The 25,662-nt window shown below is 70.8% G+C and carries 29 protein-coding genes and 1 pseudogene; 16 read left to right on the forward strand and 14 right to left on the reverse strand.

The annotated features are described in order from the left end of the window. Positions 1–88: 88 nt before the first annotated feature. Positions 89–1,720 (reverse strand): family 43 glycosylhydrolase, encoded by a 1,632-nt coding sequence (locus tag ABZ656_RS08840; RefSeq protein ID WP_360265934.1) that lies wholly within the window; start codon positions 1,718–1,720, stop codon positions 89–91. Positions 1,721–1,844: 124 nt separating this feature from the next. Here ABZ656_RS08840 and ABZ656_RS08845 point away from each other — a divergent pair, with 124 nt between their 5' ends. From ABZ656_RS08845 to ABZ656_RS08855, 3 genes are all read left to right on the forward strand, one after another. Beyond that, positions 1,845–2,735: an LLM class F420-dependent oxidoreductase gene (locus ABZ656_RS08845; RefSeq protein ID WP_101402454.1), complete on the forward strand. Its 891-nt coding sequence runs from the start codon at positions 1,845–1,847 to the stop codon at positions 2,733–2,735. Between the two features lie 180 nt (positions 2,736–2,915). Continuing rightward, positions 2,916–3,314, forward strand: coding sequence for a hypothetical protein (locus ABZ656_RS08850; protein WP_101402453.1), 399 nt, complete (start codon positions 2,916–2,918; stop codon positions 3,312–3,314). 97 nt (positions 3,315–3,411) lie between these two features. Continuing rightward, positions 3,412–3,816: a hypothetical protein gene (locus ABZ656_RS08855; RefSeq protein WP_101402452.1), complete on the forward strand. Its 405-nt coding sequence runs from the start codon at positions 3,412–3,414 to the stop codon at positions 3,814–3,816. 159 nt (positions 3,817–3,975) lie between these two features. Here the strand turns inward: ABZ656_RS08855 and ABZ656_RS08860 are convergent, their stop codons facing one another. Both ABZ656_RS08860 and ABZ656_RS08865 read right to left on the reverse strand, forming a co-directional pair. Then, entirely contained in the window at positions 3,976–4,896 is a 921-nt protein-coding gene (locus tag ABZ656_RS08860; protein WP_360265939.1) for a class I SAM-dependent methyltransferase, read from the reverse strand. Positions 4,897–4,988: 92 nt separating this feature from the next. Further along, complete coding sequence (locus ABZ656_RS08865; protein ID WP_360265942.1) at positions 4,989–5,582, reverse strand: XRE family transcriptional regulator; 594 nt, start codon at positions 5,580–5,582, stop codon at positions 4,989–4,991. A gap of 180 nt (positions 5,583–5,762) precedes the next feature. On the opposite strand from ABZ656_RS08865, the gene ABZ656_RS08870 reads away from it, so the two are divergent. Beyond that, a complete protein-coding gene (locus ABZ656_RS08870; protein ID WP_360265945.1) occupies positions 5,763–7,364 on the forward strand; it encodes an MFS transporter in 1,602 nt (533 codons plus the stop codon). 160 nt (positions 7,365–7,524) lie between these two features. On the opposite strand, the gene ABZ656_RS08875 is transcribed toward ABZ656_RS08870, so the two are convergent. After that, on the reverse strand, positions 7,525–8,172 hold the full coding sequence (locus ABZ656_RS08875) for a lamin tail domain-containing protein (RefSeq protein ID WP_360265948.1): 648 nt from the start codon (positions 8,170–8,172) through the stop codon (positions 7,525–7,527). 421 nt (positions 8,173–8,593) lie between these two features. On the opposite strand from ABZ656_RS08875, the gene ABZ656_RS08880 reads away from it, so the two are divergent. Next, a complete protein-coding gene (locus ABZ656_RS08880) occupies positions 8,594–9,046 on the forward strand; it encodes an ATP-binding protein (protein ID WP_101402447.1) in 453 nt (150 codons plus the stop codon). Between the two features lie 69 nt (positions 9,047–9,115). Here ABZ656_RS08880 and ABZ656_RS08885 read toward each other — a convergent pair whose 3' ends face one another. The 4 genes from ABZ656_RS08885 to ABZ656_RS08900 all read right to left on the reverse strand — a co-directional run bounded on the left by ABZ656_RS08885 (position 9,116) and on the right by ABZ656_RS08900 (position 11,060). Beyond that, the gene (locus ABZ656_RS08885) at positions 9,116–9,451 is read right to left on the reverse strand and encodes a hypothetical protein (protein WP_101402446.1); all 336 of its coding nucleotides are present in this window, start codon (positions 9,449–9,451) and stop codon (positions 9,116–9,118) included. A 252-nt stretch (positions 9,452–9,703) separates the two neighbouring features. Then, a complete protein-coding gene (locus ABZ656_RS08890; protein WP_360265952.1) occupies positions 9,704–10,141 on the reverse strand; it encodes a hypothetical protein in 438 nt (145 codons plus the stop codon). Positions 10,142–10,237: 96 nt separating this feature from the next. Then, on the reverse strand, positions 10,238–10,672 hold the full coding sequence (locus ABZ656_RS08895) for an ATP-binding protein (protein ID WP_101402444.1): 435 nt from the start codon (positions 10,670–10,672) through the stop codon (positions 10,238–10,240). 127 nt (positions 10,673–10,799) lie between these two features. After that, positions 10,800–11,060, reverse strand: coding sequence for a WhiB family transcriptional regulator (locus ABZ656_RS08900; protein WP_101402443.1), 261 nt, complete (start codon positions 11,058–11,060; stop codon positions 10,800–10,802). Positions 11,061–11,319: 259 nt separating this feature from the next. On the opposite strand from ABZ656_RS08900, the gene ABZ656_RS08905 reads away from it, so the two are divergent. From ABZ656_RS08905 to ABZ656_RS08915, 3 genes are all read left to right on the forward strand, one after another. After that, the gene (locus ABZ656_RS08905) at positions 11,320–12,024 is read left to right on the forward strand and encodes a GAF and ANTAR domain-containing protein (RefSeq protein WP_101402442.1); all 705 of its coding nucleotides are present in this window, start codon (positions 11,320–11,322) and stop codon (positions 12,022–12,024) included. Positions 12,025–12,156: 132 nt separating this feature from the next. Then, complete coding sequence (locus ABZ656_RS08910; protein ID WP_360265957.1) at positions 12,157–12,423, forward strand: DUF6400 family protein; 267 nt, start codon at positions 12,157–12,159, stop codon at positions 12,421–12,423. Further along, positions 12,410–12,670 (forward strand): hypothetical protein, encoded by a 261-nt coding sequence (locus ABZ656_RS08915; protein WP_101402440.1) that lies wholly within the window; start codon positions 12,410–12,412, stop codon positions 12,668–12,670. Before ABZ656_RS08910 ends, ABZ656_RS08915 begins: the two co-directional genes overlap by 14 nt. Positions 12,671–12,680: 10 nt before the next feature. Here the strand turns inward: ABZ656_RS08915 and ABZ656_RS08920 are convergent, their stop codons facing one another. The 3 genes from ABZ656_RS08920 to ABZ656_RS08930 all read right to left on the reverse strand — a co-directional run bounded on the left by ABZ656_RS08920 (position 12,681) and on the right by ABZ656_RS08930 (position 15,860). Next, positions 12,681–13,871, reverse strand: coding sequence for a PP2C family protein-serine/threonine phosphatase (locus tag ABZ656_RS08920; protein WP_360265961.1), 1,191 nt, complete (start codon positions 13,869–13,871; stop codon positions 12,681–12,683). Between the two features lie 273 nt (positions 13,872–14,144). Beyond that, positions 14,145–14,735 (reverse strand): ester cyclase, encoded by a 591-nt coding sequence (locus tag ABZ656_RS08925; RefSeq protein WP_360265964.1) that lies wholly within the window; start codon positions 14,733–14,735, stop codon positions 14,145–14,147. Positions 14,736–14,828: 93 nt separating this feature from the next. Further along, positions 14,829–15,860, reverse strand: coding sequence for a medium chain dehydrogenase/reductase family protein (locus ABZ656_RS08930; protein WP_360265967.1), 1,032 nt, complete (start codon positions 15,858–15,860; stop codon positions 14,829–14,831). Positions 15,861–16,051: 191 nt separating this feature from the next. On the opposite strand from ABZ656_RS08930, the pseudogene ABZ656_RS08935 reads away from it, so the two are divergent. Further along, positions 16,052–16,168: pseudogene (locus tag ABZ656_RS08935) on the forward strand (TetR/AcrR family transcriptional regulator); the annotation flags it as partial. A gap of 22 nt (positions 16,169–16,190) precedes the next feature. Here ABZ656_RS08935 and ABZ656_RS08940 read toward each other — a convergent pair. Next, entirely contained in the window at positions 16,191–17,837 is a 1,647-nt protein-coding gene (locus ABZ656_RS08940; RefSeq protein WP_101402439.1) for an APC family permease, read from the reverse strand. 200 nt (positions 17,838–18,037) lie between these two features. Here ABZ656_RS08940 and ABZ656_RS08945 point away from each other — a divergent pair, with 200 nt between their 5' ends. Beyond that, entirely contained in the window at positions 18,038–19,210 is a 1,173-nt protein-coding gene (locus ABZ656_RS08945) for an alpha-lytic protease prodomain-containing protein (RefSeq protein ID WP_101402438.1), read from the forward strand. A 76-nt stretch (positions 19,211–19,286) separates the two neighbouring features. Here ABZ656_RS08945 and paaK read toward each other — a convergent pair whose 3' ends face one another. Together paaK and paaI are read right to left on the reverse strand one after the other, a co-directional pair. Further along, positions 19,287–20,642, reverse strand: a complete 1,356-nt coding sequence (gene paaK, locus ABZ656_RS08950) for a phenylacetate--CoA ligase PaaK (RefSeq protein ID WP_101402437.1) — start codon at positions 20,640–20,642, stop codon at positions 19,287–19,289. Next, positions 20,639–21,091, reverse strand: a complete 453-nt coding sequence (gene paaI, locus ABZ656_RS08955; RefSeq protein ID WP_101402436.1) for a hydroxyphenylacetyl-CoA thioesterase PaaI — start codon at positions 21,089–21,091, stop codon at positions 20,639–20,641. The genes paaK and paaI overlap by 4 nt, the downstream gene beginning before the upstream one ends. Positions 21,092–21,175: 84 nt before the next feature. Here paaI and ABZ656_RS08960 point away from each other — a divergent pair, with 84 nt between their 5' ends. The 6 genes from ABZ656_RS08960 to paaB all read left to right on the forward strand — a co-directional run bounded on the left by ABZ656_RS08960 (position 21,176) and on the right by paaB (position 25,660). Then, on the forward strand, positions 21,176–21,316 hold the full coding sequence (locus ABZ656_RS08960; RefSeq protein WP_180362213.1) for a hypothetical protein: 141 nt from the start codon (positions 21,176–21,178) through the stop codon (positions 21,314–21,316). Further along, the gene (locus ABZ656_RS08965) at positions 21,309–22,532 is read left to right on the forward strand and encodes a thiolase family protein (RefSeq protein WP_360265974.1); all 1,224 of its coding nucleotides are present in this window, start codon (positions 21,309–21,311) and stop codon (positions 22,530–22,532) included. Before ABZ656_RS08960 ends, ABZ656_RS08965 begins: the two co-directional genes overlap by 8 nt. Before the next feature lie 115 nt (positions 22,533–22,647). Then, a complete protein-coding gene (locus tag ABZ656_RS08970) occupies positions 22,648–23,394 on the forward strand; it encodes an enoyl-CoA hydratase/isomerase family protein (protein ID WP_101402434.1) in 747 nt (248 codons plus the stop codon). Next, on the forward strand, positions 23,391–24,266 hold the full coding sequence (locus ABZ656_RS08975) for a 3-hydroxyacyl-CoA dehydrogenase family protein (RefSeq protein WP_360265977.1): 876 nt from the start codon (positions 23,391–23,393) through the stop codon (positions 24,264–24,266). The genes ABZ656_RS08970 and ABZ656_RS08975 overlap by 4 nt, the downstream gene beginning before the upstream one ends. Before the next feature lie 96 nt (positions 24,267–24,362). Further along, positions 24,363–25,361, forward strand: coding sequence for a 1,2-phenylacetyl-CoA epoxidase subunit PaaA (paaA, locus tag ABZ656_RS08980; protein ID WP_101402432.1), 999 nt, complete (start codon positions 24,363–24,365; stop codon positions 25,359–25,361). Continuing rightward, a complete protein-coding gene (paaB, locus tag ABZ656_RS08985) occupies positions 25,358–25,660 on the forward strand; it encodes a 1,2-phenylacetyl-CoA epoxidase subunit PaaB (RefSeq protein ID WP_101402431.1) in 303 nt (100 codons plus the stop codon). The genes paaA and paaB overlap by 4 nt, the downstream gene beginning before the upstream one ends. The last annotated feature ends 2 nt before the right edge of the window (positions 25,661–25,662 follow it).

Raw genomic sequence — 25,662 nt, forward strand, 5'->3', positions numbered from 1 at the left:
TACGTCCAGTACGAGGACTTCCGGCCGGCACGCCGAGAGCACGCACCGGACGCCGCTCCTTGACGGGCAAACGTTGCCTGCCGCGGCACTAGGTGCGGTACGTCGCCTCGTCGAAGTCGGCGGGCAGACCGCCCCCGGTCAGGTCCCAGGCCCAGAGTCCGACGAACGCGCCGGTGAACCCGAGGGCGCGGATCCGGTCGCCCTCCGTCTCCTCTGCGTGTTCGTCGGAGAGCACGGTCGCGTCGAGCGTCGGGCCGAGGGGGCGCCAGCCTGGGCCCGTGTCGTAGCGGAAGCGGAGGACGGATTCGTCGAGGTCGACACCGAGGCGCAGCCGCGTGGTGTCGCCGAGGAATGCCCCGCCCGCTTCGTCGACGGTGAGTTCACCCCGGTCCCGGGCCGCCACGCGCAGCACCGCACGCCCCTCGTCGTCCGCGGTGACGTACAGGAAGTACCAGTTGCGGGTGTTGTAGTACGCGGTGATCCCGGCCAGTTGCTGGAAGGTCCGCGGCCGGTACTCCATCGTCGCCTCGAACGCGCAGCGGGCTGCGGTCACCCGGCGGGCCACCAGGCTGGGGGCGATCAGGCTCTGCGGGGAACGGCCGCCGCGCAGCCGCAGATGGGAGGCGCGGTCGGTCAGCGACAGCCAGTGGGGGGCCGGGGGCCGGCGCAGCGTGGACCACTGGGGTCCCAGCACCGGCAGGTCGAAGCCGTCGGAATCCGCCGGGTCGCCGAGGTCGTCGTGGTCGTCCGGGCGGGGGTCGGTGCCGTCGAGGAGTATGCCCGGGGCCGGTATCTCCGGGGCGGGGAGGCCGGTGGGGGTGCGCGGCCATCCGTCCGGGGTCCAGGTGACGGGTGCCAGCGCGGTCTCCCGGCCCAGGATGCAGGGTCCGTGCCGTGTGTGCGGCCGGGCGACCAGGTAGGCGAGGTACGACAGACCACCGGGTGTGTCCACCAGGCTGCCGTGCCCGGCCTTCTGAAGGGGCAGGTCCGGGTGGTGGCGGGCGGTGATCAGCGGGCCCGCGGGGTCGCGTTCGTAGGGGCCTGTCAGGGTGCGCGAGCGGGCGACGGTGACCTGGTGGTCGTAGCCCGTGCCGCCGTCCGCGGTCAGCAGGTAGTACCAGGGGCCGCGGCGGTAGAGGTTGGGGCCCTCGATCCAGCCGGCCCCGGGCGGCAGCACTACGGGTTCGGGCTCACCGACCAGGCGACGCGTGGCCCGGTCGTAGCGGGTCACCTCCAGGCCGGCCGAGCCGCCGTGGCCCGGACGCCAGTCGTGGACCAGGTTCACCAGCCGGCTGTCGGCGCCGTCGTGGAAGAGGGAGGCGTCGAAACCGCGCGCGTGCAACGGCACCGGGTCGGACCAGGGCCCGTCGATCGACTCCGCGGTGACCAGGTTGTTGGGGCTGTCGGTGAAGCCGCCCGCGTAGGTCGACACATTGCTGTAGACGAGGTGGAACAAGCCGTCCGCGTGGCTCAGGTTCGGCGCCCACACCCCGCCGGAGTCGGGACACCCGGTCAGGTCCAGCAAGCGGGTGCTGTCCAGCGCGCCGCCCAGCGGCCGCCAGTGCACGAGGTCCCTGGAATGGTGCAGCCGTACCCCCGGGCACCACTCGAACGTCGAGGTCGCCAGGTAGAAATCGGCTCCCACGCGGAGGATGGACGGGTCCGGATGCGAGCCGGCCAGGACCGGGTTCCGGACGACCTGCGCGGTCCGTTGCCGCATACGTCTCCTTCGACGGGTGATGATCGAGAGCGGGTGATCGAAGAGGACCGTAGTGTCGAACACGTTCGCAAGCAACGGTGGTTCTGCCGCCGGGAGCCCGTCCACACCGAAGGGATCGGAATCGATGAACGACGTCACGACCGAGAGCCAGGTCCGCTCGCTGAAGGAGGCCGTCGGGCGTTACGGCATCTGGAGCGTGGGCCTGCGCTCGGAGGATCCGCAGCGGCGTGGCGAGCGCGCCGAGGCCGCCGCAGAGCTGGAGCAACTCGGCTTCGGCGCGGCCTGGTTGGGCGGCAGCGGCACCGCGGAGAACGCGGCGCCGCTGCTCGCGGCGACCGAGCGGCTCATCGTGGGGACCAGCATCCAGAGCATCTGGACGCAGGACGCCTCCGCGAGCGCGGCGGGCTTCGCGGAGCTGGAGACGGCCCATCTCGGCCGCTTCGTGCTCGGCCTCGGGGTGAGCCACGCCAAGATGGCGGACCAGTACCGCCGCCCCTACGCGAGCATGGTCGCGTTTCTGGACGCGTTGGACGCGAGGGGAGTGGCCGCGGGACGCCGGATGCTCGCCGCCCTCGGCCCGAAGATGCTGGAACTCTCACGCGACCGCGCCGCCGGGGCACTCCCCTACCTCGTGACGCCGGAGCACACCGCGCAGGCTCGCGAGATCCTGGGTGAAGTCCCTCTGCTGGCACCGGAGTTCAAGGTTGTCCTGGAGACAGACCCGGACCGCGCCCGCACTCTCGCCCGGGGCGTCCTCGCCTTGTATCTCTCGCTGCCGAACTACACCAACAGCTTTCTGCGGCTGGGCTTCGCCGAGTCGGACTTCGCGGACGGCGGCAGCGACCGCCTCGTGGACGCGCTCTTCGCCTGGGGCGACGAGGACCGTATCCGCGCCCGTGTCGCGGCCTTCCACGCGGCGGGCGCGGACCACGTGGCGCTCCAGGTGGTAACCGAACAGACCCCCGACTCCCTCCCGCGCGAGGAGTGGCGCCGACTGGCGGGCATCCTGCTCTGACTCTCCCCCGTGCTTCCAGGTCCTTGCCGGTGCCTGGTGCCCTCCGTGGTGGCTCACATGGTGTAACGCGCTACACCATCGATCCGGGGGGCCGGTCCCTCGTGACGGCGGGCGGGCGACGGGATCGTTGACGGCAGAGATCGCAACGGACCTGTGCGTCCCCTGCCGAAGGAAAATCCCGTGAAGTCACTGCTCGCCGCCGTGCGGTCGTTCGTCGCCAACCTGCTGCTCTGGTCGTTCTTCGTGGGCGGCCTCGCCGCGAGCTCCGCCTCCGGCGCCGTCCTCGACGGCACGCGGAAGGACGTGGCCACGTACGCCGGTATCGCCGTGTCCCTCGTGGCGGGCTCGCGCATCGCGAAGAAGCCGAGGATCAAGGCGTTCCTGTCGACGCCACCGGTGCTGTGGTTCCTGTTCCTGGTCAACGGCGCCGTGGCCGCGGTCTGCTACTTCACCATGGACGGCGTGAAGGGGATCATGGCCGCCGTCGGCATGGGTCTGGTCTCGCTGGGTGCGGCCGGCGGCCTCATCGCCGGCCGCCGGAAGAAGCCGGTCCAGGCGGTCGACCAGCCCTGGTACTGACCGGCCGGCCCACCCCACTTCCTCTGCCCCCTCGCCTACCCCACTTCCTCTGCCCCCTCGCCCCGTCACGCCCGAATTCCCCTGAAGGGACCCTCCCATGGCCGCTGACCGCCGACGTGGACGCCGCGTCGCCACCCTCGCCACCACCCTGGCCGCCGTCGCCCTGACCGCCGGGCTCGCCACCGGTTGCGACGACGTCGACAACTCACTGGACTGCCTGCAGAACGCCGACACGATCGCCGACAGTCTCAAGGCGATCAACGAAGCCGGCCTGGACGCCGCGAAGGATCCCACCCAGACCGACAAGTCCATCGAGACCATCAACAAGAACCTCGACAAGATCGGCGACAGGACGGACGACGGCAAGGTCGACAAGGCGGTCGACAAGCTCGACAAGGCCGTCGCCGACTACAACAAGTCCATCCTGAACGGCGACACCAACCCCGACTCCAGCAAGATCGACGACGCGGCCGACGAGCTGAAGAACGTCTGCACCTCGTAGCCGCGCCCCGACGGCCGCTCGGACGCCGAGAGGGAACTTCACGACAGGCGTCGCGGCCGGGAAGGACTCGGTGACACCGGAGCTGCAGCAGTGGATCCCTCCTGGATCCTGCCCATGTCGCACGTACGTGGACTGCCCGGGTATCCAGGACGGCGAGGGTCAGGTGCGGCGTGCGGCCCACACCGTGCGCTCGGTGCGCACACTCAGATCGATGCGGCGCAGGATGCTGTGAGGGCTGTCGGTGTCGAGCAACCGGTCGAAAGCGGTCAGATCCTCGGCCGTCAGGGCGGATGCGACGCTGCCGCGCATGCGGCGCAGACTGCTGAGTGCGTAGCGGCCTGCCGCGTCGGTGTGGGGTGGGCTCACGTCGACGGCGATGGTGCGTTCGCCTTCGACGGTGAAGCCGGCTTCTGTCAGCTCGGTTCCCCAGTCGGCGCCGCGGTGAGGGACCTGCTCGGCGTGGTGATGGTCGAGTGCCGCATGACAGCGCTCCTCCAGACCGGGAGCGTCTTCCGGGGCGTCTTCGGGCAGGAACCGGGGGAAGCCGGCCAGTTCGACGACGACGAACAGCCCGCCCGGTGCCAGCAGTTCGTGGACCTGGCGCAGGGTGCGGTCGGGGTCGGTCATGTGGTGCATGGAGGCCGATGCCCAGACCAGCTCCGGCGTGCCGAGTTCGGGCCAAGCCGTCGCGTCGAGGTCGGCCCGCACGACACGCACACGGTCGGCCGCTCCGGCCGCGGCCGCCTTCTCCCGCAGGCGGTGCAGGTGGGCGGCTGAGAGGTCGACGGCCGTCAGCTCCGCCTCGGGAAAGCGCTCGAGCAGAGCGAGGGTGCCGGCTCCGGTCCCACAGCCCAGATCCACGATGCGGCGGGGGCTGGTCCCGATGGGCAGCCAGGCGGTGATGGACGCGATGTGTTCGGCGAGTACTTCCGCGTCCAGGTCGAGGATCTCCGCCTGGTCGCCCGCGTCGTGCTCGTGCTCGTGCTCGTGCTCGTGCTCGTGCTCGTGCTCGTGCTCGTGCTCGTGCTCGTGAACATGGTGCGCGTCGTGGTGCGCTGTGTGCGGGGAGGGGTGGTTCATGCGCCCACGCTAAGCGGGCCGCCCGCGTGTGACCTTGCAGGTTGCCGAATGCGCAAGGCGATGGCCGACTGGACTGCGGAACACGCAAACGGTCACGGTGACGGGCTGTTCGCTTTCCCGACGTCCTCGCCGCGCTGGTGACCGCGGCGGGCGTCGCGGTCGAAGATGCCCAGGATCTCGCACGGTCCGCCCTCGGCGCCGATGGCGTGCGGGAGCATCGTGAGGAACTCCGCCGCCTGGTTGGTCTCGATCCGCAAGCGCCGGTTGCCCAGGAGCAGGACGGCGGTGCCGGATAGAACGACGAGCCATTCGCGACCCGGATGGGCGCGCATGCGCGAGGGATTGTCGGGCGGCGGGTCGGTCATGCGCTGGCGTACGACGGTCATGCCGGGTTCTGCCTTGATGGGCCAGCGCATCAGCCCATGGGCTGCGTCGATCATCGGGTTGGCGACGACGTCGTCCGCGGCGGTCTCGACCAGTTGGTCGAGGGAGGTGTCCAGTGCGCGGGCGAGGGTGACGAGCTGGTCCAGGGCCAGGCGGCGCTGACCGTTCTCGATGCGGCTGAGCGTGGACTGGCTGACCCGGGCGCGGGCGGCCAGCTCCTCCAGGGACCAGCCCTGGGCCACGCGCAGGGCGCGGATGCGTTTGCGCACCAGGCTGTCCAGCTCACCATTGTCTTGCGTCATAGGCAACATCGTATGCCTTCACGGCAAGGTGCGATTAGCGTCGTCCGTGCTCACCCCCCACACACAACGGCACGCCGCTAACCGCGTAAGCGAAGGGCGGGCCCACCCCTGTCGCCCCTGGCGCTTCGGCTTCTGCTCCGGCGCCGAAATCTGCATGCCCTGTTGAGTTGAGAGGAATCCATGAGTACGAACCAGCCTCCCCAGGTGAGCGCCGACCCGAGCGGCGTCCCTGGCGAGGGCGTGCCCGACGCGCGTCGGCGTCGCACGATCCTGATCGCCGTCTGTATCGCGTTGATGGCCGTCATCGCCTCGGTGTCCGGGCTCAATGTCGCCCAGCCCGGCCTCGCCGTCACCTTCGACGCCTCGCAGAGCACGGTCCTGTGGATCATCAACATGTATACGCTCAGCCTGGCCGCACTCCTGTTGCCGCTCGGCGCGATCGGCGACCGCCTCGGCCGCAAGCCCATGCTGCTCACCGGCCTGACCGTCTTCGGCGTCGCCAGTGCGGCGGCAGGTCTGGCCCCGTCGGCCGAGGTCATGCTCGCCGCACGCCTGTTCAGCGGAGTGGGCGCGGCGATGATCATGCCCATCACCCTCGCCGTCATCACCTCGGCCTTCCCGGCGCAGGAACGGGGACGGGCGATCGGCGTGTGGACCGGTGTGGCCGGCGGTGGCGGCATCCTGGGCATGTTTCTCTCGGCCGCCCTGGTCGACGTGGTGAGCTGGCGATGGCTGTTCGTCCTGCCCGTCGCACTCGTCATGGTCGCCCTCGCCATGGTGTTGCGGTCCGTCCCCAACTCCCGCGAGACGTCCGGGCACGCTTTTGACACCGTCGGCGCGCTGACGTCCGTCGTCGCGGTGGCCGGGCTCATCCTCGTCCTCCAGGAAGGACCCGAGCGGGGCTGGACCGCCCCGGCGACCCTGCTCAGCCTGGTCGCCGGTGTCGTCGCCGCCATCGGCTTCGTGGCCTGGGAGCTGCGCCGCCGGGATGCCGCACTGCTGGACGTGCGCCTGTTCGGCGAGCGCGCTCTGGCCGGCGGCTCGATCACGCTCCTGGCGGTGTTCGGGGTCCAGGCGGGTGTCTTCGTGGTCCTCTTCCCGTTCTTCCAGGCCGTCCTCGGCTGGTCGGGGCTGCTGTCCACCCTGGCGCTGATGCCCATGGCCGTGCTGATGATGGCGGCCTCCGGCCTCGCCCCACGGCTGGCCGCGCGTATCGGCGCCCGAGCGACCATGGCCACAGGCATTCTCCTGGCCGGTGCCGGTCTGGCGCTCATGGCCGCCGTCGTCTCCGTCGACGGCGGCTACCTGTCCGTCCTTCCCGGCATGCTCGCCATGGGCATCGGCATGGGCCTGTCGATGACACCCTCCACCGAGGCCATCACCAGCGCCCTCCCGCAAGAGCGCCAGGGCGTCGCGTCCGCACTCAACGACGTCACCCGCGAATTCGGCACCGCGCTCGGCGTCGCCCTGCTCGGAGCGCTCCTGTCCTCCGGCTACCGCAACGCCATCGACTCCCGCCTCGCCGGCGTTCCCGAGGGCCCAGCCGACACCGCGCGCGAAGGTGTCGCCAACGCCCTCGACACCGCGAACCAGGCCGGCCCCCATGCGCAGACGCTGATCCGTGCCGCCCAGGAGTCGTTCGTCGACGGCTGGCAGCGCGCCATGTGGGCAGGAGTCGCCGTCATGGCCGCCCTCTTTCTCTACGTCCTCGCCCGAGGACCACAGCACCCCACTCGCCCACCGGCGAACGAACCCGAACCAGCCGACGCGGCCGCTCCGTAGCCCCAGGTGATCGCTCGGGGCACGAACGGTTCGAGGTCCGGCTCGGCCACCGCGCGGTCGTGGGCGCACGCACGCGTCGGAGGACCCCGCCACCAGGGCGCGGTCCTCCACCATGCCGGTCGAGCCGGCGTACGGCTATGCGGTCAGCGGCGGAGCAGGGTCAACGGCGTCCACCGTGACGCTCGCCGTGACGGCCACCCATGTCGTCGCGCCCGCCGACGTCATGACGCCCACCTACGTCCTCGCGCCCACCGACGTCATGACGCCCACCTACGTCCTCGCGCCCACCGACGTCGTGGCGCCCACCTCGCTCGCCGCGGTACTCGACACCGCGCTCACCCCGGTAGCCGCCGTCGCGGTTCCCGGGGTGAGGGGCGCCCCAGGAGACGGCGTCGACCAGGCGGCCGTGGTCGTCGCGCAGGGCGGCCGTGTCGGAGCGGTCGCCCCACACGGAGGCGCGGCGGTCCTGATAGAGGTCGCGGGAGGTGTCGCGGCCGATGCCGGTGTGGACACGGACGACGGAGCGGCCGTCCAGCCGGTAGTGGTGGAAGGTGTACGTGTGACCGCCACGGTCCGACAGCGTCCAGCCGCTCAGGTTCACCGCGCGGCGGGCGTTGTTGCTGACCTCCACCCACTCACTGTTCAGCGACCGGTTGGAGCGGATCCCGTGGCCCACGAAGCCGTGCTGCACGTCGGAAATCCCCACGGCGGCATGGTGTGGCGTGCGGTCGGCCGCGGATGCCGGCAGCGCCGCCCCGGCCACCGCCATCACCGTCAACGCGGCGGCGGCGAGACGACGAACGCTCACAAACGCAGAAGCGGACACAAAGCCTCCTACTGGGTTGCTGGCATCCCGCGGCCGTCAGACGCGGTCCGTTCCGGGGTGCGTGTGCGGGTGTGCGGCCTGCTGGCCGACGCGCACACATTGCCCTCACCCCCGGACGATTCAGGCGATACATGAGCACTGTTACCGATGAGCCATATTTCCGTAACACTCGAATGCATCGTCCATTTATGTTCCGAATGCGACGCTTTGACGTTTCTTCAGGGGGCTTTCCCTTGCGGGCACACGCCTCGGACGAGTCCCCGTGACGCTCCGCCCCTCCACATTCGACCGGGCCATCACCCGAAAGTGGATCACGGCCCCGGAGGCCGTCCGGCCCCGAACGGACAGGTTTGGGCTGAGCTTCCCAGGTCAGGCGTAGTGGTAGAACGCAGAGGAGAGAGGCATGTGTGCGGAGCACCGGACGAACTCCCCCGACACCGTGACCGTCCCCGGCCGGCTGCGTTCCCCCGGACCACGCAGTCCGGCCGAGGCACGCGAGGCGGTCAGGCACGCACTCGAAGAAGACGTACGACGGTCTGGCGGGCGCGACAGCACGGGCGATGCCGTCGGCGACGCCCTGCTCGTCGCCTCGGAACTCACCACCAACGCGATGCTGCACGGCGGCGGTGTCACCGACTTCGAGGTGATGCTGGTCGACCGGGAAGTGCGCCTGTCGGTGAGCGACCACAGCCGGGAACTGCCCACACCGGCACAGCACCCCGACGAACCGGGACTCATGAGGATCGGGGGCCATGGCTGGCCGATCGTCTGCCGCCTCGCCCGCGACATCACCATCGCGGAGCTCCGCGCCGGCGGCAAGCGCATCACGGCCGTCGTACCGCTCTCACCTCACTAGGACCGGGATCAGCAGGACTGGGACGACGACCCCGTCGTACTCCGGTGGTCGGCCGCCGCCGGAACCAGTTCACGCCGTGAGGGCCTGGCGGGGTGTGCCTGTCGCGGAAGGTGCGCCTCGTACGACGGGGCGCACCGGGTATGTGGTCTTCGCCGGATCCACCACCGGGTCGCCCAGCTCGATCCGGCCCGCCGCGTGCAGCGCGTCGCACTCGTCCGTGGGCAGGGCCACGTGACAACCACCGCGCCCGGAGTCGGAACTGAGTGGCTGCCAGTAGCCGTAGCGGCGCCGCCCGTTGGCATGCACGGTGAGGCAGACGGGAACGCGCTGGACGGTGATCAGACGCAGGACCTCGGCACCGCCGGGGCCGAGTGGAGCGGGCGTGCGCGGGAGGGATCGGAGCATCGTCAGCGGGCTCCGATCAGGGCTCGCGGCACGGCGCGGCGTCGGAGAGCGGGCGTCATGTGCGGGCGGCCTTTCGACAGACGGGTTCGATCGCGTACCGCCGGGAGCGGTGACGTTCTCGCTGCTCGGCATTGTTGCGGAGGGCACTGACAATGCGGTCGGGGCTGCTCCGGGGCACTCCCCCGGCCCCGGTGCGGGTCCGGGTCCCGGTCCGGACCCCGGTCCCGGTCCGGATCCCGGTCCGGGTCCCGTTCACCGCTGGTGCGGCAGTGTCCGTGCGCGAAGCGCGACGGGGGCGGGAGGGGGAGCAGGGGTATGCGGAGCGAGCAGGGCGCGGCCGTCGCGAGCGTCCTGTTCGCCCTGGACGAAGGGGTCGTCGGCGGGGTCGTAGGGTCCCGCGTGGTCGGCGAGTGTCTCGGTGACCCGCTCCCACTCCTCGGCCTCCGCCCGTGCGACGACCGCGCCCCTGTCGGTGAGCGCACCACCGCGAGCCGCCTTCCGGGCGACGGCCAGCGCGGACCTTGCCTCGTGGTGCCCCATTCCCGTGGCCGAGCGGCGTACCCGTGCCCAGGCGGCACGCTCTTCGTCGGCGGGCTCCGGCACCGCGTCACCCGTGTCGTCGACGGGCTCCGGCACATCGTCACCCGTGCCGTCGGCGGGACCGGACGCTCGGTGCTGCTCCAGGTTCACTGTTCCACCTCGTTCTGGTGCGGGGCTGATGTGTCCTTCGGCAGTCCCGTGTGCCCCGGTCACGCGAACCGACACCTGCAGGCGGCGAAGAAGCGCTCACCAGGGCAGGAAGGCGTGCACGTCCTTGCCGTCGGGCCGCACCACGACGCTGACCTGACGGCAGAGCGCGTGGAGGAGGTGCCAGCCGATTCCGCCCGCGCCGTGGGCCGGGTCGACGCGGCGAGGCGCGGGGGGCGTCGTGCTGCTGTCGCGGAGCGTGACATGCACTCCGTCGAAGGTGGGGCGGATCCGGAGTTCGAAGGGCCCGGGAGCGTACTGGACCGTGTTGGCGGCCAGCTCCGTCACCACCAGCAGGATGTCGTCCCAGTGCTCGGCCGCTCCGGGCGGTGACGTCCGCGCGAGTTCGCACAGATAGTCGTCCGCCATGAGGCGGGCGTCGGTCACGTTGCGCAGCTGTCCGGGAAAGGTGCTGGTGAGGCCCTGGGGCTCGTCGCCCGGCACTTTCTCGTCCCCGTTCGGGTCGCTTTCCATCGCGCCTCCCCGGTCTCGTCGGCGGGATGTCTCGCTCGTCATCGCACCACGCGTCGTCGCACAGGACTCCCCCGGTCAGGATGTCCTCGCACCGCGCGGGCGTCGCCCACCCTTCGCCGCCGCGTGCCTACGATCCGGTGTCCCGGGACCTGCGGGCGGCCGTGCGGCGCCTCAGCGCGCGTCGTTCGGTCTCGCTCGTACCGCCCCAGACGCCGATGGTCTGCCCCGTGTCGAGCGCCCAGCCCAGGCACTCCTCACGGACGGGGCAGTGTCGGCAGACGGCCTTCGCCTCTTCGATCTGCGGCAGCGCGGGGCCTGTACTGCCGATGGGGAAGAACAGATCGGGGTCGACACTCCGGCAGGCCGCAAACTCGCGCCAGTCGTTCATGGGGGGCCTCCTGTGATCGCGATGGTGTTGCGCGATCTGTTGTTCGTGGGACTTCGGTCCTCCTTCGGGTCACCCTTGATCGCACCTGTGAAACAGACGGTTTCGCGCGGACCGCACCGTTTGAACGAGGAACATCGCGGACAGGCGTGTACGGGCACGGCGCCCCCACATGCCCGTCCGGCGCGGCGGGGACGCCCGAGTGGCAAGATGGGACCGCGGATGAGCGTCGTCGACGCTTCGACGAACAAGCAGGTGGCACATGTCGCACGAGCCCGGCGAGGTCTGGGAGCAGTTCGCCGTCGCCCTGGCGGAAATGGCGCGGGATCTGCTGGCCCAGGACACGGTCCAGGACACACTGGACCGCGTCGTGGAGCACGCGACGGTTCTGATCAACGGCTGTGACGACGCCGGCATCCTCACCGTGCGGCGGGGCGAGGTGCGTCCTCTGGCGGCGACGAGCGACGTGGTGCGGCGTGCGGACCAAATCCAGCAGGACCTGCGGGAAGGCCCGTGCTTCGACGCCGTGACCGACCGTCAGCAGATCTACACCATCGAGGACTTGAGCCGACCGCATGAGCGCTGGTCCCACTTCGCTCCCGAGCTGAGGAAGCTGGGCATGGGGAGCGTGATGGGCTTCCTCCTCTTCACCGAGGACGACGAGCTCGGCGCCCTCAACCTGTACTCCCGCCGGCCGCGCACCTTCGACGAGGCCGCTCAGCGGGCCGGCTGGATCCTCGCCTCGCACGCGGCCGTGGCCTTCTCCGCGGCCCGTACGCATCAGCAGCTCGGTGACGCCCTGGAGACCCGTCACGAGATCGGCGAGGCCATGGGCATCCTCATGGAGCGCTACGGGCTGACCGAGGACTCGGCGTTCAAGCTGCTCAAGAAGGCGTCCCAGGACCACAACATCAAACTGCGCGAGATCGCCCGCCGTATCTGCGAAACCGGCGAAAAGCCCAGCTGACCGCTCGGAGCGCAACGAGCGGCGATCCGGGACGAGCGAACCGGCAAAGGCCGTCGAAACAGTCGCCGACCTGCTGTGACTTCGACCACCCCCTCTTGCCCCGGCAAAGAAGGCATACCTAAGTTTCGTCTCATGGCCCCACATAACCTCCCGCCTTCCGACGGCACCCCCGCGCTGGTCGACTTCTCCGTCGACCTCACCGCACAGGAGGTGCAACGACAGGCCCAGGTCCTGGCCGCCCTCGGCCCCGACTGGGACCCGATGGAGGTCATGCGCGGCGAGGAGGCCGCGTACGACCTGCTGTACTCCGGTCTCGACGAGGAGCAGCAACGCCTGTACGCCGACCTGGTCGCGGCCGGTGTGCTTCCCCCGCGCGGAGGCGGCCATGCTGCCGCTTGACCCGCAGGCGGACCGCGGGCGCCGCGCCTGGGTGAGCTGTCCGAACTGCAACGACAGTCGCGGGTGCGCCCCGTGCGAGCAACGGCGCACCTGCTCCGACCACTGGCGCTATCTGCTCTCCAACACCGGCAGCCTGCTCCACCTCCAGTGCCCGTCCTGCACGCACGTGTGGGTCCACGAGAGCGGCTTCGGTGCCACCCGCTCCCTGTGGAACCGCATCACGAACGGCCGTCCGGATCCTCGCTGATCGCTCCGGCTCACAGAGCCTGCGGGTCGGTGGGTGCCCGCGGTTCGTCGGGGACGTAACAGGCGATGAGTGCGGCGGTGTCGTCATGGAGACGGTTGTCGCTGTAGGCGAGCAGATCGTGGTGGAGCCGGTCGAGGAGTTCCCGGGGCGGGAGGACGCCCCAGGAGCGGATGCGCTGGACGAGCGGGTAGAAGGCGCCGTCCCCGTCGCGTGTCTCGGTGACGCCGTCGGTGTACAGCAGGAGCTGATCGCCCGGCCGAAAGGGATGTTCGTCGGCGCGGTACGGCTCTCCGACGAGCACGCCGAGGTTGAGGGGCGGTGAGGACCGGTCCGTCTCCAGTTCGGTCACTTCGGCGGCGCTGATGAGCAGCGGGGGCGGGTGGCCGCAGTTGACGATCCGCACGACCCGGTCGGAGGTCACGATTTCCGCGAAGACCGCGGTGACGAAGCGCTCGGCCATGTCGCTGCCGGCGTAGTCGGCGGCCCGGCGGCTCATGCTGGTCTCCACCCGGCCCGCCAGGGCGGCGAGGTCGGGTTCGTCGTGGGCGGCTTCCCGGAAGGCGGCGAGCAGGGCGGCGGCTGTCTCCACGGCGAACAGACCCTTGCCTCGGACGTCGCCGATCACGAGGCGCAGGCCGTGCGTCGTGGGCACCGCCTCGTAAAGGTCGCCTCCGACTCGTGCCTCCGCGTCGGCGGAGAGGTAGAAGCTCTCCACCAGGATGTCACCGACGCGGTGCGGAACGGGCCTGAGCAGGACGCGCTGGGCGATCTCGGCCACGAAGCGCACGGTGGCCAGCGTGCGCTCCCGTCGCATCCGGCTGACGGCCAGGATGGTTCCGAGGGTGCCGACGAGAGCGGTGCAGAAGTAGACGGCCACGTAGTGGCGGTCCCACAGGTAGCCGACGGAACGTCCCGCACAGCACGGGGTACCGGCCAGGACCCCTTCGAACACGACGGCGAAGACGGTGACGCAGACGACCATCACGGGGCCGTGGGCGAAGGCGGCCACCAACGGGAGAGCGATCAGCAGGAAGCTCACCGGCCACTCCACGGGCGTGATGGGCTCGATCAGCAGGACGGCCGCGACGTAGAAAAGGGGTAGCCAGCGCATCCACAGCGGCGGTTCCGGCAGCGAGCGGCCCGTGCTGTTCGCGTGCGGCGTGGCGCTCTCCGCCTCCGCGCCGCGGCCCCGCCACCTCACGGTGTCCCGCGGCGCTGCGCGAGGGTCGGGAGCTCGGACGTCACCGAGGCAAGGGGGTGCACCGAGAGCGGGCCCGCGAGCGAATGACACGACTGACGGCACGTTCGATGCAGCCTGTTCACACGGAGCTCCTGGCACACGGTTTCGGCAAGACGCCCAGCCTGCTGCGACTCGGCACGACGTACCGGTCATTGCTCCACTCAGCGGCATGTCAGGCACCGGACCGTGCCGACGGCACACCCGTCACCGCCGCTGCCTCGGGGGGGACGTGCTTCAGAGTGCCTGGAGCTGGGTGAGCAGGCTCAGGGTGTCGGTGTTGACCCAGTACTCCACGAACTTGCCGTCCCGCATGCGGAGTGTGTCGGTGCCGGTGAAGGTGACCACGGTCCCCGGCTGGGCCTTGGCGCCGGGGAAGCCGCCGGCGTAGGTGCCGGTGGCCGTCCAGCGCACCGATGCGTAGCGGCCGTCGACCAGCGGGGGGACCTCGATGGTGAAGCGCAGGTCGCGGAATGCCGCGCGGGTCTGGCCGATCCAGGCCACCAGGCCGTCGACGCCCCGGATGGAGCTGCCGTCACCGCCGTCGAGGAGGGCGGCGTGGACCCGGAAGCCGGGCGAGATGATGCCCGGGGCCTGGGCGAAATCGCCGTTCCAGAGCCGCAGCCACGCGTCGAGCATCGCCTTCGGCTTGTGTTCGGCTCCCCGGCGGTCGTGGGCCGTGGCCGTCCGCTCGGCCGCGGTCGCCGGTGAGGTGTCCGCGGCGGCCGTCGTGGCGGTGAAGGCGAGGGCGGCGATCGCCGCGGGGACGAGCAGCCGTGCCCGGCGGCGGCTCGGGGTGGCGGCGTGGGCGGTAGGGGTGGCGGTCATGGGCGGTTCCTCGCGTTTCGGGTGGGAGAGGGATTGCAGGGGAAGGTGTGTGTCGGCGGCAAGGTGCGCGATCGGCGGCTGCGGAAGGACCTGCTACGGGTTCAGCACGACCTTCCCCGCGACGGTGCCGGACTCGGCCAGCCGCAGCGCGTCGGCGACGCGGGTGAGGGGCAGTTGGGCGGCGATCTGGGCGGTGACGTCACCGCGCTGGAGGGCTGCGAAGACCTCGGTGAGGTCGGCGCGCAGCCGGGCCCGGAACCGGTCCTTGGCCAGGGCCCGCCCTGCCCAGACGTTGAAGAAGTAGGCGCGGCGGCGGTTGGGCAGCGCGTTCCACAGCCACACCCGGCCGAGCAGCTTGAGCACGGGCCACTGCTTGGAGCCCTCGTCGTCCCGGGTGGAGGCGCTGCCGTACGAGACGAGCGTGCCGCCGGGCGCGAGGAGGTTCCAGGAGTCGACCGCGCTGCGGCCGCCGACGTGGTCGAAGACGGCGTCCACCCCGCCGGGGGCGAGCTCGCGGACCCGTGCGGCCACGTCGTCGGTGCGGTAGTCGACGGGGATGACGCCCCGCTCCCGCAGCGCGTCGTGGTGACGCGCGGACGCCGTGCCGATCACCTTCACGCCCGCGGCCCGGGCGAGCTGGACCAGGACCGAGCCGACGCCGCCGTTTGCACCGTGGACCAGGATGGTCTGCCCCGCGCGGATGCGTGCCTTGCGGTGCAGCATCTGCCAGGCGGTGATGCCGTTGACCACCACGGTCTCCGCCTCCGCCGCGCCGATCCCGTCGGGCACCGGCACCACGTCCGCCGCGTCGACGAGCACGTGGCTCGCCCAGCCGCCGACCTTGACCAGTGCGGCCACCCGGGTGCCGATCAGACCGGGCCCGACGCCCTCGCCGGTCGTGAGGACGGTGCCGACCAGGTCGTAGCCGGGCACGAACGGGAACGCCGGCTGGTCGTAGTACCGGCCGCGGCGCATCTGCTGCTCCGCGAAGGAGACCCCGGTCGCCTCCATCCGGATCACGACCTGGCCGGGGCCCGCGGCGGGCACCGCTCCGTGCCGGATCTCCAGCCCTTCCGGCTCCACCTTGCCCGGCAGTACGACCTCGACGAGTCCTTCGGCGTTCATGACGACCTCCACTGCGCTCCGCGTTGGCTGCTCACTTCTGCGTTCGTTAGAAGTTATAACTCAACGCGAAGAAGATAGTCAAGAAGTTTCGTGACACCCTATAACTGCACCTTGAACCTATATCTTCGCGGCCACGGAAAGGCGGCAGGCCATGGTCGACACGGGCACGCAGACCCGGCGCGCCCGAGACCTCCGAGTCCGGTGCCGACCTGGCCGCGCCGGCGCATGCCCTGCGCGGGCGGGCCCCGGAAGACCCTCAGAGGTCCTTCCTCGTCCACGGCACACCCGTCCCCGGCAACCACGCGCCCGCCGCCACCCCGCCCCTCGCACTCAGTGCAGCGCGGCCTCCTCCGGAACGACCACCCGGTCGACCATGCGCCGGATCTGTTCCGTGGGGAGGGCCACCGCCATGGCCCAGTAGTAGATGGCGAGGCTGAGGACCGTGACGGCAGCCATGTCCCACCACAGGGGGAACCACGGGTGCTTGAGGGGGCCGAAGTCGCTGGCGTAGACGATGAGGCCCATGCCGATCAGATAGGCGGGGAGCCACTGGGCGGCACGCAGATCGAGTTGGGGCGTGATCGGGTTCATCTTGAACACGCGGTTGGCGATGAGGATGACGTAGCCGATCAGGATCGCGATGCCCAGTTTCCAGTCCGTGGTCCAGCCCGACCACAGGATGAGGAAGTTGGCGACGACGAAGGCCAACGGGGACATCCAGCTGCCACCGGGCAGCCGGTACGGGCGGTCGACGTTCGGGAGGCGGCGGCGGAAGACCCCGAAGGACAGGGGCGCGCCGGCGTACATCAGCACGCTGGCACTGGTGATCAGCCCCACCAGCGAGCGCCAGCTCGGGAACGGCAGGAAGCACACACAGCCGACGACGAAAGCGGCGATGAGCCCGACCCAGGGCACCCCGTTCCGGTTGGTCGCCTCGAAGGACGACGGCACATAGCCGTTGCGGCTGAGTCCGTAGGAGACCCGCGAGGAGCCGGTGATGTAGATCAGGCCGGTACCGGCGGGCGAGACCACCGCGTCGAGGTAGAGGACCGTGGCCAGCCAGCCCAGACTGATGAGCGTGGCGACCTGCGCGAACGGACCGGTCAGGGTGTTGAAGGCGGCGGTGGCCCAGGTGCCCTGGATCTGGGAGGCGGGAAGCGCGGCGAGGAACGCGACCTGAAGCAGGATGTAGATGATCGCGCCGATCACGATGGAGCCGATCACCGCACGCGGGATGTCGCGTTTCGGGTTGGCGCTCTCACCGGCGAGCTGGTCGGCCTGTTCGAATCCGAGCAGCGCGAAGATGATGCCGCTGGAGGAGACCGCGGACAGGATGCCCTTCGCGCCGTAGGGGTTGAACCCGTCTGCGGCGGTGAAGTTGCCGACGTGGAACTGGGCGATGGCGAACACGAAGATCGTCAGCAGCGGGATGCCGACCTTCCACCAGGTCGCCGCGCTGTTGGTGCGGGCCAACAGGCGGATGCTGAGGAAGTTGACGGCGGTGATCACCGCCATCAGCCCGACCGCGACGGCGATCCCGGAAGCGGTCAGGATGTGCTGGCCCCCCTGGGTCTTCAGCCAGCCGTTCGCCCATGCGTAGTGCTGGCCGTACGTGATCATGGCCAGCACCTCGATCGGTGCCACCGTGGCCGCCTGGAGCCAGGAGAACCAGCCGAACGACGCTCCCGCCGCGCCGCCGAACGCGTAGTGCGGGAAGCGGGCCGTACCGCCGGACACGGGATACATGCCGCCCAGTTCGGCATGGACCAACGCCAGGATGAGGATCGCGACACCCCCGATCCCCCAGGAGATGATCGCGGCCGGGCCCGCCGCCGCCAAGGCACCCTGCGCGCCGAACAGCCAGCCGGACCCGATGATCGACCCCTCCGAGGCCCAGATCAGCCCGATGAATCCGACTTCTCGCCTCAGGCCGGGAGGCCCTGCATGCGTGGCGGGTGCCGCTTCGGTAGCGCCCATGCCCCTCACCCCTGCACCAAAGGGGACGTACATCGCAATACCGCGATATCGATACTTTAGCTTCCGAATGATGCGAGCACGAGCGGCATGACGGGCCCGTTCCGCATCGGCAACCATTGACATGCACGCAACATGCTTCCAACACTGAACCCTAAAGGTCCATACCTTCTTCGGCAGTTGAGAATGGAAGGGGTTCACCCATGCGACGTGTTACGCGTCTTCGCCGGGGCCTGTCCGTCCTGTTAGCCCTCGGCACGTGCGCTCTGGGGCTGTTGCCCGTCGAAACGGCGACGGCACAACCGGCCGGTCCCCGCCCCCTCTCCCCCGGCCTGGTCACCGCCATGCAGCGCGACCTCGGCCTCACCGCGCCGCAGGCCCGCACCAGGGGTGAGCGTGAAACCGCCGCCGCGAAGCTCGCGCCGCGGGCCGAGCAAGCGGCGGGGCGGACGTTCGGCGGTTCCTGGTACGACCCGGCGCGCGGCACACTCGTCGTCGGAGTCACGGACACGAACACCACGGCGGCCGACTCCGTACGAGCCACCGGCGCCACGGTCGTACGGGTCACGCACAGCGCCCGGACGCTGGACGCGGCCAAGGCCGCTCTCGACGACACCGCCACGTCGGACGGCGCCCCCACAGCCGTCCGCAGTTGGCATGTCGACCCCCGCACCAGCAGCCTGGTGGCCGAGGTCCGGCAGGGCGCGGAGCACAGCGCCGCGGTGACAGCGTTCCTGGCACCCGCGCGCGAGGCAGGTCTGCTCACAGTCCACACCTCCGCCACCGCGGAGGCGCCGCGCACGTTCTCCGCGGGCACCGTCGGCGGCGACCCGTACTACATCAACGGCAACACCCGCTGCTCCATAGGCTTCTCCGTGGTGGGCGGCTTCGTGAGCGCGGGACACTGCGGTTCGGCCGGCAGTTCCGTGGCCGGCTGGGACGGCTCGGCGATGGGCACCTTCGCCGGATCGTCGTTCCCGGGCAACGACTACTCGTACATCCGGATCGGCAACGGCTGGTGGACCGTACCGGTGGTGCTCGGCTGGGGCACCGTCAGCGACGTACTCGTCCGCGGCTCGGCCGTGGCCCCCGTCGGCTCGTCCATCTGCCGCTCCGGCTCCACCACCCACTGGCACTGCGGCACCGTGCTGACCCAGAACGAGACCGTCAACTACAGCCAGGGACCCGTCTACGGCCTCACCGGCACCAGCGTCTGCGCCGAACCCGGCGACTCCGGCGGCTCGTTCATCACCGGCGACCAGGCCCAGGGCGTGACCTCGGGCGGCTGGGGCAACTGCACGAGCGGCGGCCAGACCTGGTTCCAGCCCGTGAACGAGATCCTCAGTACGTACGGACTCACCCTCGTCACCGCCTGACATCCACGGGCCGCGGGCCGAGCGATCCACGCTCGGCCCGTGGTCGGGGAGAAACGCTCCCGCGGTCACCGGCAGGTCACTGCTGACGGAGATCCTTCACCCGGCGCAGCTTGCCCAGCGAGCGCTCCAGGGTCTCCGGGTCGACGATCGCCACCTCGACGGTGACGCCCACGCCGTCCTTGACGCCCTGGGCGATCGTCTTCGCGGCCGCCTCCCGCTGCTCGGTCCCGGTCCCGGGGCGCGCCTCGACGCGGACGGTCATGTGGTCCATCCGGCCGCGCCGGGTCAGCTGCACCTGGAAATGCGGGGCGACACCGGGTGTGCGCAGCACGATCTCCTCGATCTGACTGGGGAAGACGTTCACACCACGCAGGATGATCATGTCGTCGGAGCGGCCGGTGATCTTCTCGATGCGGCGGAAGGCGGGCCGTGCGGTGCCGGGCAGCAGCCGGGACAGGTCACGGGTCCGGTAGCGGATGATCGGCAGGGCCTCCTTGGTGAGGGAGGTGAAGACCACCTCGCCCTCCTCGCCCTCGGCCAGCACGGCGCCGGTGAACGGATCGACCACCTCGGGGTAGAAGTGGTCCTCCCACACATGCAGCCCGTCCTTGGTCTCGACGCACTCCTGCGCGACCCCGGGGCCGATCACCTCGGACAGGCCGTAGATGTCGACCGCGTGGATGTCCATGCGCTCCTCGATCTCACGGCGCATCGCCTCCGTCCACGGCTCGGCCCCGAAGATGCCCACCTGGAGGGACGTCGTGCGCGGGTCGACGCCCTGCCTCTCGAACTCGTCGAGCAGGGTGAGCATGTAGGACGGGGTGACCATGATGATCTCGGGCTCGAAGTCCTGGATGATCTGCACCTGGCGGGCCGTCATGCCGCCGGAGGCGGGGATCACCGTGCAGCCGGCGCGCTCGGCGCCGTAGTGCGCGCCCAGGCCGCCGGTGAAAAGGCCGTATCCGTAGGAGATGTGCACCTTGTGCCCGCGACGGCCGCCGGCCGCGCGGATGGAACGGGCGATCATGTCGGCCCACATGGCGAGGTCGTTCTCCGTGTATCCGACGACCGTGGGGCGGCCCGTGGTGCCGCTGGAGGCGTGGATGCGCCGTACGTCCGCCATCGGGACGGCGAACATGCCGAAGGGGTAGGTCTCCCGCAGATCCGCCTTGGTGGTGAAGGGGAACCGGGACAGGTCCTCCAGGGAGCGGCAGTCGTCGGGCTTGATCCCGGCCTCGTCGAACTTCCTGCGGTACAGCTCCACGTTGTCGTACGCGTGCCGCAACGTCGCCCGCAGCCGGTCGAGTTGGAGCTCCCTCAGCTGCTCGCGGGTGAGGCGCTCGCCCTCGTCCAGCAGATCCTGCGGAAGCGGCTCTCCCAGACGGGCCGGGCGGGGTCCGGTGGCCGCGCCGGCCGTCGCTGCGGTGTTCATCGCGACTCCTTCGTCGTCGTGCCTCTGATACTGCGGCTGCGTCCGCGGAACTCCGCGATCACCTCGTCGCCGCGCAGCACGCTCACGTCGTAGATGCCGCTGCGGCCGAACCGGGCGCGCTCGCGTGCCGTGGCCACCAGGACATCACCCTCGTACGCCGGGGCGACGAAATCGATGTCGGCCCCGGCCGCGACGGTCACGGGTCCGTGGCTGTTGCAGGCGCAGGCGAAGGCGGTGTCGGCGAGCAGGAACACATAGCCGCCGTGGGCGATCCCGTGTCCGTTCACCATCGCCGGCGTCAGGGTCATCCGGAGCACGGCGGTCCCTTCGCCCTGCTCGAGAAGCTCGACGCCCAGCGCCCGGGACGCCTCGTCCGCGGCGAACATCGCCTCGGCGGGCGTCGCCCCGGCCGATGTCGCTCCTGTGGCCTGCGTCACCTTTTTCACCATCTTGTGTCCCGACCGAACATTCGGTTAGCGTGCGGCACGGCCTAGTAATCCAGCATCACCACTGCCTGTCAAGAGGTGGAACGCATGCCCCAGAACCTCCCCGAGCGTCCGGACTTCTTCGCCCGTCACCGCGCCCCGGCCTTCGTCACCGGCCGCTTCGCCACGCTCCAGTCGCGTCGGCCCGCCACCGCCGAGGAACACACCGAGGAGTCCGCAGATGCCTGACGAGGTCTTTCTGATCGACGGCGCCCGCACCCCGCAGGGCCGGTACGGAGGCGCGCTGGCCTCCGTACGGCCGGACGACCTGGCGGCCCTGGTCGTCGGCGAGGCGGTGCGGCGCAGCGGGGTACCGGGCGACGCCGTGGACGAGGTGATCCTCGGGGCGGCCAACCAGGCCGGTGAGGACAACCGGGACGTGGCCCGCATGGCCGTGCTGCTCGCCGGCCTCCCGCACACCGTGCCCGGTTACACCGTCAACCGGCTGTGCGCGTCCGGGCTGACGGCGGTCGCCAACGCGGCCCAGGCGATCCGGTCCGGGGAGGCCGACCTCGTCGTCGCCGGCGGCGTGGAGTCGATGACCCGCGCGCCCTGGGTGATGGCCAAGCCCGGCACCCCGTGGGCCAAGCCGGGCGAGGTGCACGACACCTCGCTGGGCTGGCGCTTCACCAACCCGCGCTTCACGGCCGCAGACCGGTCCGTCACCGCCGACGCGGGCCCCGAGACGGTGAAGGTGACCCTGTCGATGGGGGAGACCGCCGAAGAGGTCGCCGCGCTCGACGGCATCACCCGCGCCGACTCCGACGCCTTCGCACTGCGCAGCCACCAGCGGGCGGTGGCCGCGCAGGAGGCCGGCCGCTTCGGCCGCGAGATCGTGCCGGTACGGGTGAAGGACGGGGAGGTCACCCGCGACGAGGGCCCACGCCCAGGTACGACCCTGGAGAAGCTCGGCACCCTGCGGACCATCTTCCGGCCGGAGGGCATCGTCACCGCCGGTTCCTCCTCGCCGCTGTCCGACGGCGCCGCCGCGCTGGTGGTGGCGAGCGCGGCGGCCGTCGAGCGGTACGGGCTCACCCCGCGCGCACGGATCGTCACCGCCGCCTCGGCCGGCGTACAGCCCAACCTGATGGGGCTCGGCCCCGTCCCCGCCACCGAGAAGGCCCTCGCCCGGGCCGGCCTGGAGAGCGGCGACCTGGACGCGGTCGAGCTGAACGAGGCCTTCGCCGCGCAGGCACTCGCGGTGATACGGCGGTTGAAGCTCGACGAGGAGAAGGTCAACGCCGACGGCGGTGCCATCGCGCTCGGCCATCCCCTCGGCTGCTCCGGCGCCCGCATCCTGCTCACGCTGATCGGCCGGCTGGAGCGCGAGGACGCCCGCCGGGGCCTGGCCACCCTGTGCGTGGGGGTCGGCCAGGGCGTCGCGATGCTCGTGGAGCGCGTATGAGCGCCGCGGACGGGTCCCCGCTGGTCGAGGAGCGCGCATGAGCGGCGTGTACGAGACTGCTGGTCGAGGAGCGCGCATGAGCGGCGTGTACGAGACTGCTGGTCGAGGAGCGCGCATGAGCGGCGTGTACGAGACGCTGCTGGTCGAGGAGCGCGACGACCGGGTCGTCGTCACCCTGCACCGCCCCGAGGCTCGCAACGCCATCAGCGGGCTGATGATCCGCGAACTGCACGCCGTGTGCGACCTGCTGGAACGTGTCCCAAGGTTCCTGCTGCTGACCGGGCACGGCGGCGTCTTCGCGGGCGGAGCCGACATCGCGGAGCTGCTGCGACGCGGCCGCGACGAAGCCCTTCAGGGCATCAACAGCCGCCTGTTCGAGCGGGTTCGCAGACTGCCCATGCCGACCCTCGCCGCGGTCGACGGCTGGGCGCTGGGCGGCGGCGCCGAACTCTCGTACGCCTGCGATCTGCGCATCGCGGGACCGGACGCGGTGTTCGGCAACCCCGAGCCGGGGCTCGGCATCCTCGCCGCGGCCGGGGCCTGCTGGCGGCTGCCCGAGCTGGTCGGCGAGTCGGTGGCCAAGCAGGTACTGCTCGCCGGACGGAACCTGGACGCGCGGGCGGCGCTGGCGGCCGGGCTGGTCATCGACGTCGTACCGGCCGACCGGCTCCTCGACGAGGCGCACGCGCTGCTGGACCGGATGGCCCGCTCCTCGGCCGCGGCCCTGCGCCTGACCAAGCTCGTGGTCGACTCGCCGGGCGCCCATCCGGTGGCCGACGACCTGGCGCAGGCCGTGCTGTTCGAGGGACAGGACAAGCGGGAGCGGATGACCCGCTTCCTGGAGAAGAGGAGCAGGGCATGAACACCGCCACGGCAGACGCCGCGTCCGCGCCCTCCGTCGTGGGCGTGATCGGCGGCGGCCGGATGGGCGCCGGCATCGCCCAGTCGTTCGCGGCCGCGGGCTCGTCCGTGACCGTCGTGGAGAGCGGCGAGCAGGCAGCGGCCGCCGCGCTGGACCGGGTCGCCACCGGGCTGACGCGCGCCGCCGAGCGCGGCAGGCTCGACGCGCCCGCCGAGGACGTGCTCGGCCGGGTCTCCGTCGTCGGATCGGTCGACGAGCTGCCGCGGACGTCCGATCTCGTCGTCGAGGCCGTCCCCGAGGACGCCTCGCTCAAGGCCCGGCTGCTCGCCGCCGCCGAGCGGGTCCTGAGTCCGGCGACCGTCCTGGCCAGCAACACCAGCTCCCTGTCGGTCACCGACCTCGCGTCGGCTCTCTCCCTCCCCGGGCGCTTCCTCGGCATGCACTTCTTCAATCCGGTACCGGCCTCCGAGCTGATCGAGATCGTCGTCGCCCCGGAGACCGAGGACGCGACCGTCCTGCTTGCGCTCGCCTGGACGCACGCCCTCGGCAAGAAGGACGTCGTCGTCAAGGACTCCCCCGGGTTCGCCAGCAGCCGCCTCGGCGTGGCGCTGGGCCTGGAGGCGATCCGCATGGTCGAGGAGGGGGTCGCCGGGCCGGCGGCCATCGACGACGCCATGAGTCTCGGCTACAAGCACCCGATGGGCCCCCTGCGCCTGACCGACCTGGTCGGACTGGACGTACGCCTCGCCATCGCCGAGCACCTGCACGCCACGCTCGGGGAGCGCTTCGCGCCGCCGCGGCTGCTGCGCGACAAGGTCGCGCGCGGCGAGCTGGGGCGCAAGACGGGGCAGGGTTTCTACGCCTGGCCCTGAGCGGCCCCGCGGCCGGGCAGGACGAAAGTCTTGCCCGGCCGGAAGAAAACCGTCAGACTGGAACCGAACGAATGGTCGGTAGGGAAGCTGGTATCGATGACCACGACACACTCCGCCGCCACCGGCGCCGACGGCGTCGGGCCGGCGGCCGAAGAGCGGCTCCAGGAGCACTTCGACGCGACCGTCGCGCGTGACCAGCGGGTCGAGCCGCGCGACTGGATGCCGGACGGCTACCGCAAGACGCTGATCCGGCAGATCGCGCAGCACGCGCACTCGGAGATCATCGGCATGCAGCCGGAGGGCGAGTGGATCACCCGCGCCCCGTCGCTGCGTCGCAAGGCCATCCTGTTCGCGAAGGTCCAGGACGAGGCCGGGCACGGGCTGTACCTGTACTCGGCGGCCGAGACCCTGGGCGCCGACCGCGCCGATCTCACCGAGCGGCTCATCGAGGGCCGGCAGAAGTACTCGTCGATCTTCAACTACCCCACCCTGAGCTTCGCCGACGTCGGCGTGATCGGCTGGTTCGTCGACGGCGCGGCGATCTGCAACCAGGTGCCGCTGTGCAGGAGTTCCTACGGTCCGTACGCGCGTGCCATGGTGCGGATCTGCAAGGAGGAGTCGTTCCACCAGCGCCAGGGGTACGAGCTGCTGCTGACCATGATGCGCGGCACCGACGCCCAGCGGGCGATGGTGCAGGACGCGGTGGACCGCTGGTGGTGGCCGTCGCTGATGATGTTCGGGCCGCCCGACGACAACTCCCCCAACTCGGCCCAGTCCATGGCCTGGAAGATCAAGCGCCACAGCAACGACGAACTGCGCCAGCGTTTCGTGGACATGACCGTCCCGCAGGCCGAGAAGCTGGGCGTCGTCCTGCCCGACCCCGAGCTGCGCTGGAACGAGGAGCGCGGACACCACGACTTCGGCACCCCGGACTGGGACGAGCTGATGCGGGTCATCAAGGGCGACGGACCGTGCAACGCCGAGCGGATCTCCCGGCGGCGGACGGCCCACGAGGAGGGCGCCTGGGTCCGTGAGGCGGCCACCGCCCACGCGGCCAAGCAGAGTGAGCGAGCCCGGAAGGAAACGGCGGCATGAGCGACACCGACGGCAAGAAGGACGGCTGGCCGCTGTACGAGGTGTTCGTACGGGGCAAGCGCGGACTGAACCACGTACACGTCGGCTCGCTGCACGCCGCCGACGACGCGATGGCCCTGACCCACGCCCGTGACCTGTACACGCGTCGCAACGAGGGCGTGAGCATCTGGGTGGTGCGCTCGGAGCACGTCGCCGCCTCCACCCGCGACGAGAAGGACCCGTTCTTCGCACCGAGCGCCGACAAGGTCTACCGCCACCCGACCTTCTACGACATCCCCGCCGACGTCCCGCACATCTGAGG

The sequence above is a fragment of the Streptomyces sp. NPDC007095 genome (assembly GCF_040634475.1).
In the GTDB taxonomy this organism is placed as follows: Bacteria; Actinomycetota; Actinomycetes; order Streptomycetales; family Streptomycetaceae; genus Streptomyces.

Bases quoted from the DNA above. Each gene is read 5' to 3' on its own strand.
- ABZ656_RS08945 (WP_101402438.1), top strand. From the start codon at position 18,038: ATGCGACGTGTTACGCGTCTTCGCCGGGGCCTGTCCGTCCTGTTAGCC.
- ABZ656_RS08860 (WP_360265939.1), bottom strand. From the start codon at position 4,896: ATGAACCACCCCTCCCCGCACACAGCGCACCACGACGCGCACCATGTT.
- ABZ656_RS08845 (WP_101402454.1), top strand. From the start codon at position 1,845: ATGAACGACGTCACGACCGAGAGCCAGGTCCGCTCGCTGAAGGAGGCC.
- ABZ656_RS08895 (WP_101402444.1), bottom strand. From the start codon at position 10,672: ATGGAAAGCGACCCGAACGGGGACGAGAAAGTGCCGGGCGACGAGCCC.
- paaI (WP_101402436.1), bottom strand. From the start codon at position 21,091: ATGGTGAAAAAGGTGACGCAGGCCACAGGAGCGACATCGGCCGGGGCG.
- ABZ656_RS08940 (WP_101402439.1), bottom strand. From the start codon at position 17,837: ATGGGCGCTACCGAAGCGGCACCCGCCACGCATGCAGGGCCTCCCGGC.
- paaA (WP_101402432.1), top strand. From the start codon at position 24,363: ATGACCACGACACACTCCGCCGCCACCGGCGCCGACGGCGTCGGGCCG.
- ABZ656_RS08965 (WP_360265974.1), top strand. From the start codon at position 21,309: ATGCCTGACGAGGTCTTTCTGATCGACGGCGCCCGCACCCCGCAGGGC.
- ABZ656_RS08855 (WP_101402452.1), top strand. From the start codon at position 3,412: ATGGCCGCTGACCGCCGACGTGGACGCCGCGTCGCCACCCTCGCCACC.
- ABZ656_RS08970 (WP_101402434.1), top strand. From the start codon at position 22,648: ATGAGCGGCGTGTACGAGACGCTGCTGGTCGAGGAGCGCGACGACCGG.
- ABZ656_RS08930 (WP_360265967.1), bottom strand. From the start codon at position 15,860: ATGAACGCCGAAGGACTCGTCGAGGTCGTACTGCCGGGCAAGGTGGAG.
- ABZ656_RS08865 (WP_360265942.1), bottom strand. From the start codon at position 5,582: ATGACGCAAGACAATGGTGAGCTGGACAGCCTGGTGCGCAAACGCATC.
- paaB (WP_101402431.1), top strand. From the start codon at position 25,358: ATGAGCGACACCGACGGCAAGAAGGACGGCTGGCCGCTGTACGAGGTG.
- ABZ656_RS08960 (WP_180362213.1), top strand. From the start codon at position 21,176: ATGCCCCAGAACCTCCCCGAGCGTCCGGACTTCTTCGCCCGTCACCGC.
- ABZ656_RS08905 (WP_101402442.1), top strand. From the start codon at position 11,320: ATGTCGCACGAGCCCGGCGAGGTCTGGGAGCAGTTCGCCGTCGCCCTG.
- ABZ656_RS08900 (WP_101402443.1), bottom strand. From the start codon at position 11,060: ATGAACGACTGGCGCGAGTTTGCGGCCTGCCGGAGTGTCGACCCCGAT.
- ABZ656_RS08840 (WP_360265934.1), bottom strand. From the start codon at position 1,720: ATGCGGCAACGGACCGCGCAGGTCGTCCGGAACCCGGTCCTGGCCGGC.
- ABZ656_RS08925 (WP_360265964.1), bottom strand. From the start codon at position 14,735: ATGACCGCCACCCCTACCGCCCACGCCGCCACCCCGAGCCGCCGCCGG.
- ABZ656_RS08910 (WP_360265957.1), top strand. From the start codon at position 12,157: ATGGCCCCACATAACCTCCCGCCTTCCGACGGCACCCCCGCGCTGGTC.
- ABZ656_RS08975 (WP_360265977.1), top strand. From the start codon at position 23,391: ATGAACACCGCCACGGCAGACGCCGCGTCCGCGCCCTCCGTCGTGGGC.
- ABZ656_RS08880 (WP_101402447.1), top strand. From the start codon at position 8,594: ATGTGTGCGGAGCACCGGACGAACTCCCCCGACACCGTGACCGTCCCC.
- ABZ656_RS08885 (WP_101402446.1), bottom strand. From the start codon at position 9,451: ATGCTCCGATCCCTCCCGCGCACGCCCGCTCCACTCGGCCCCGGCGGT.
- ABZ656_RS08870 (WP_360265945.1), top strand. From the start codon at position 5,763: ATGAGTACGAACCAGCCTCCCCAGGTGAGCGCCGACCCGAGCGGCGTC.
- paaK (WP_101402437.1), bottom strand. From the start codon at position 20,642: ATGAACACCGCAGCGACGGCCGGCGCGGCCACCGGACCCCGCCCGGCC.
- ABZ656_RS08915 (WP_101402440.1), top strand. From the start codon at position 12,410: ATGCTGCCGCTTGACCCGCAGGCGGACCGCGGGCGCCGCGCCTGGGTG.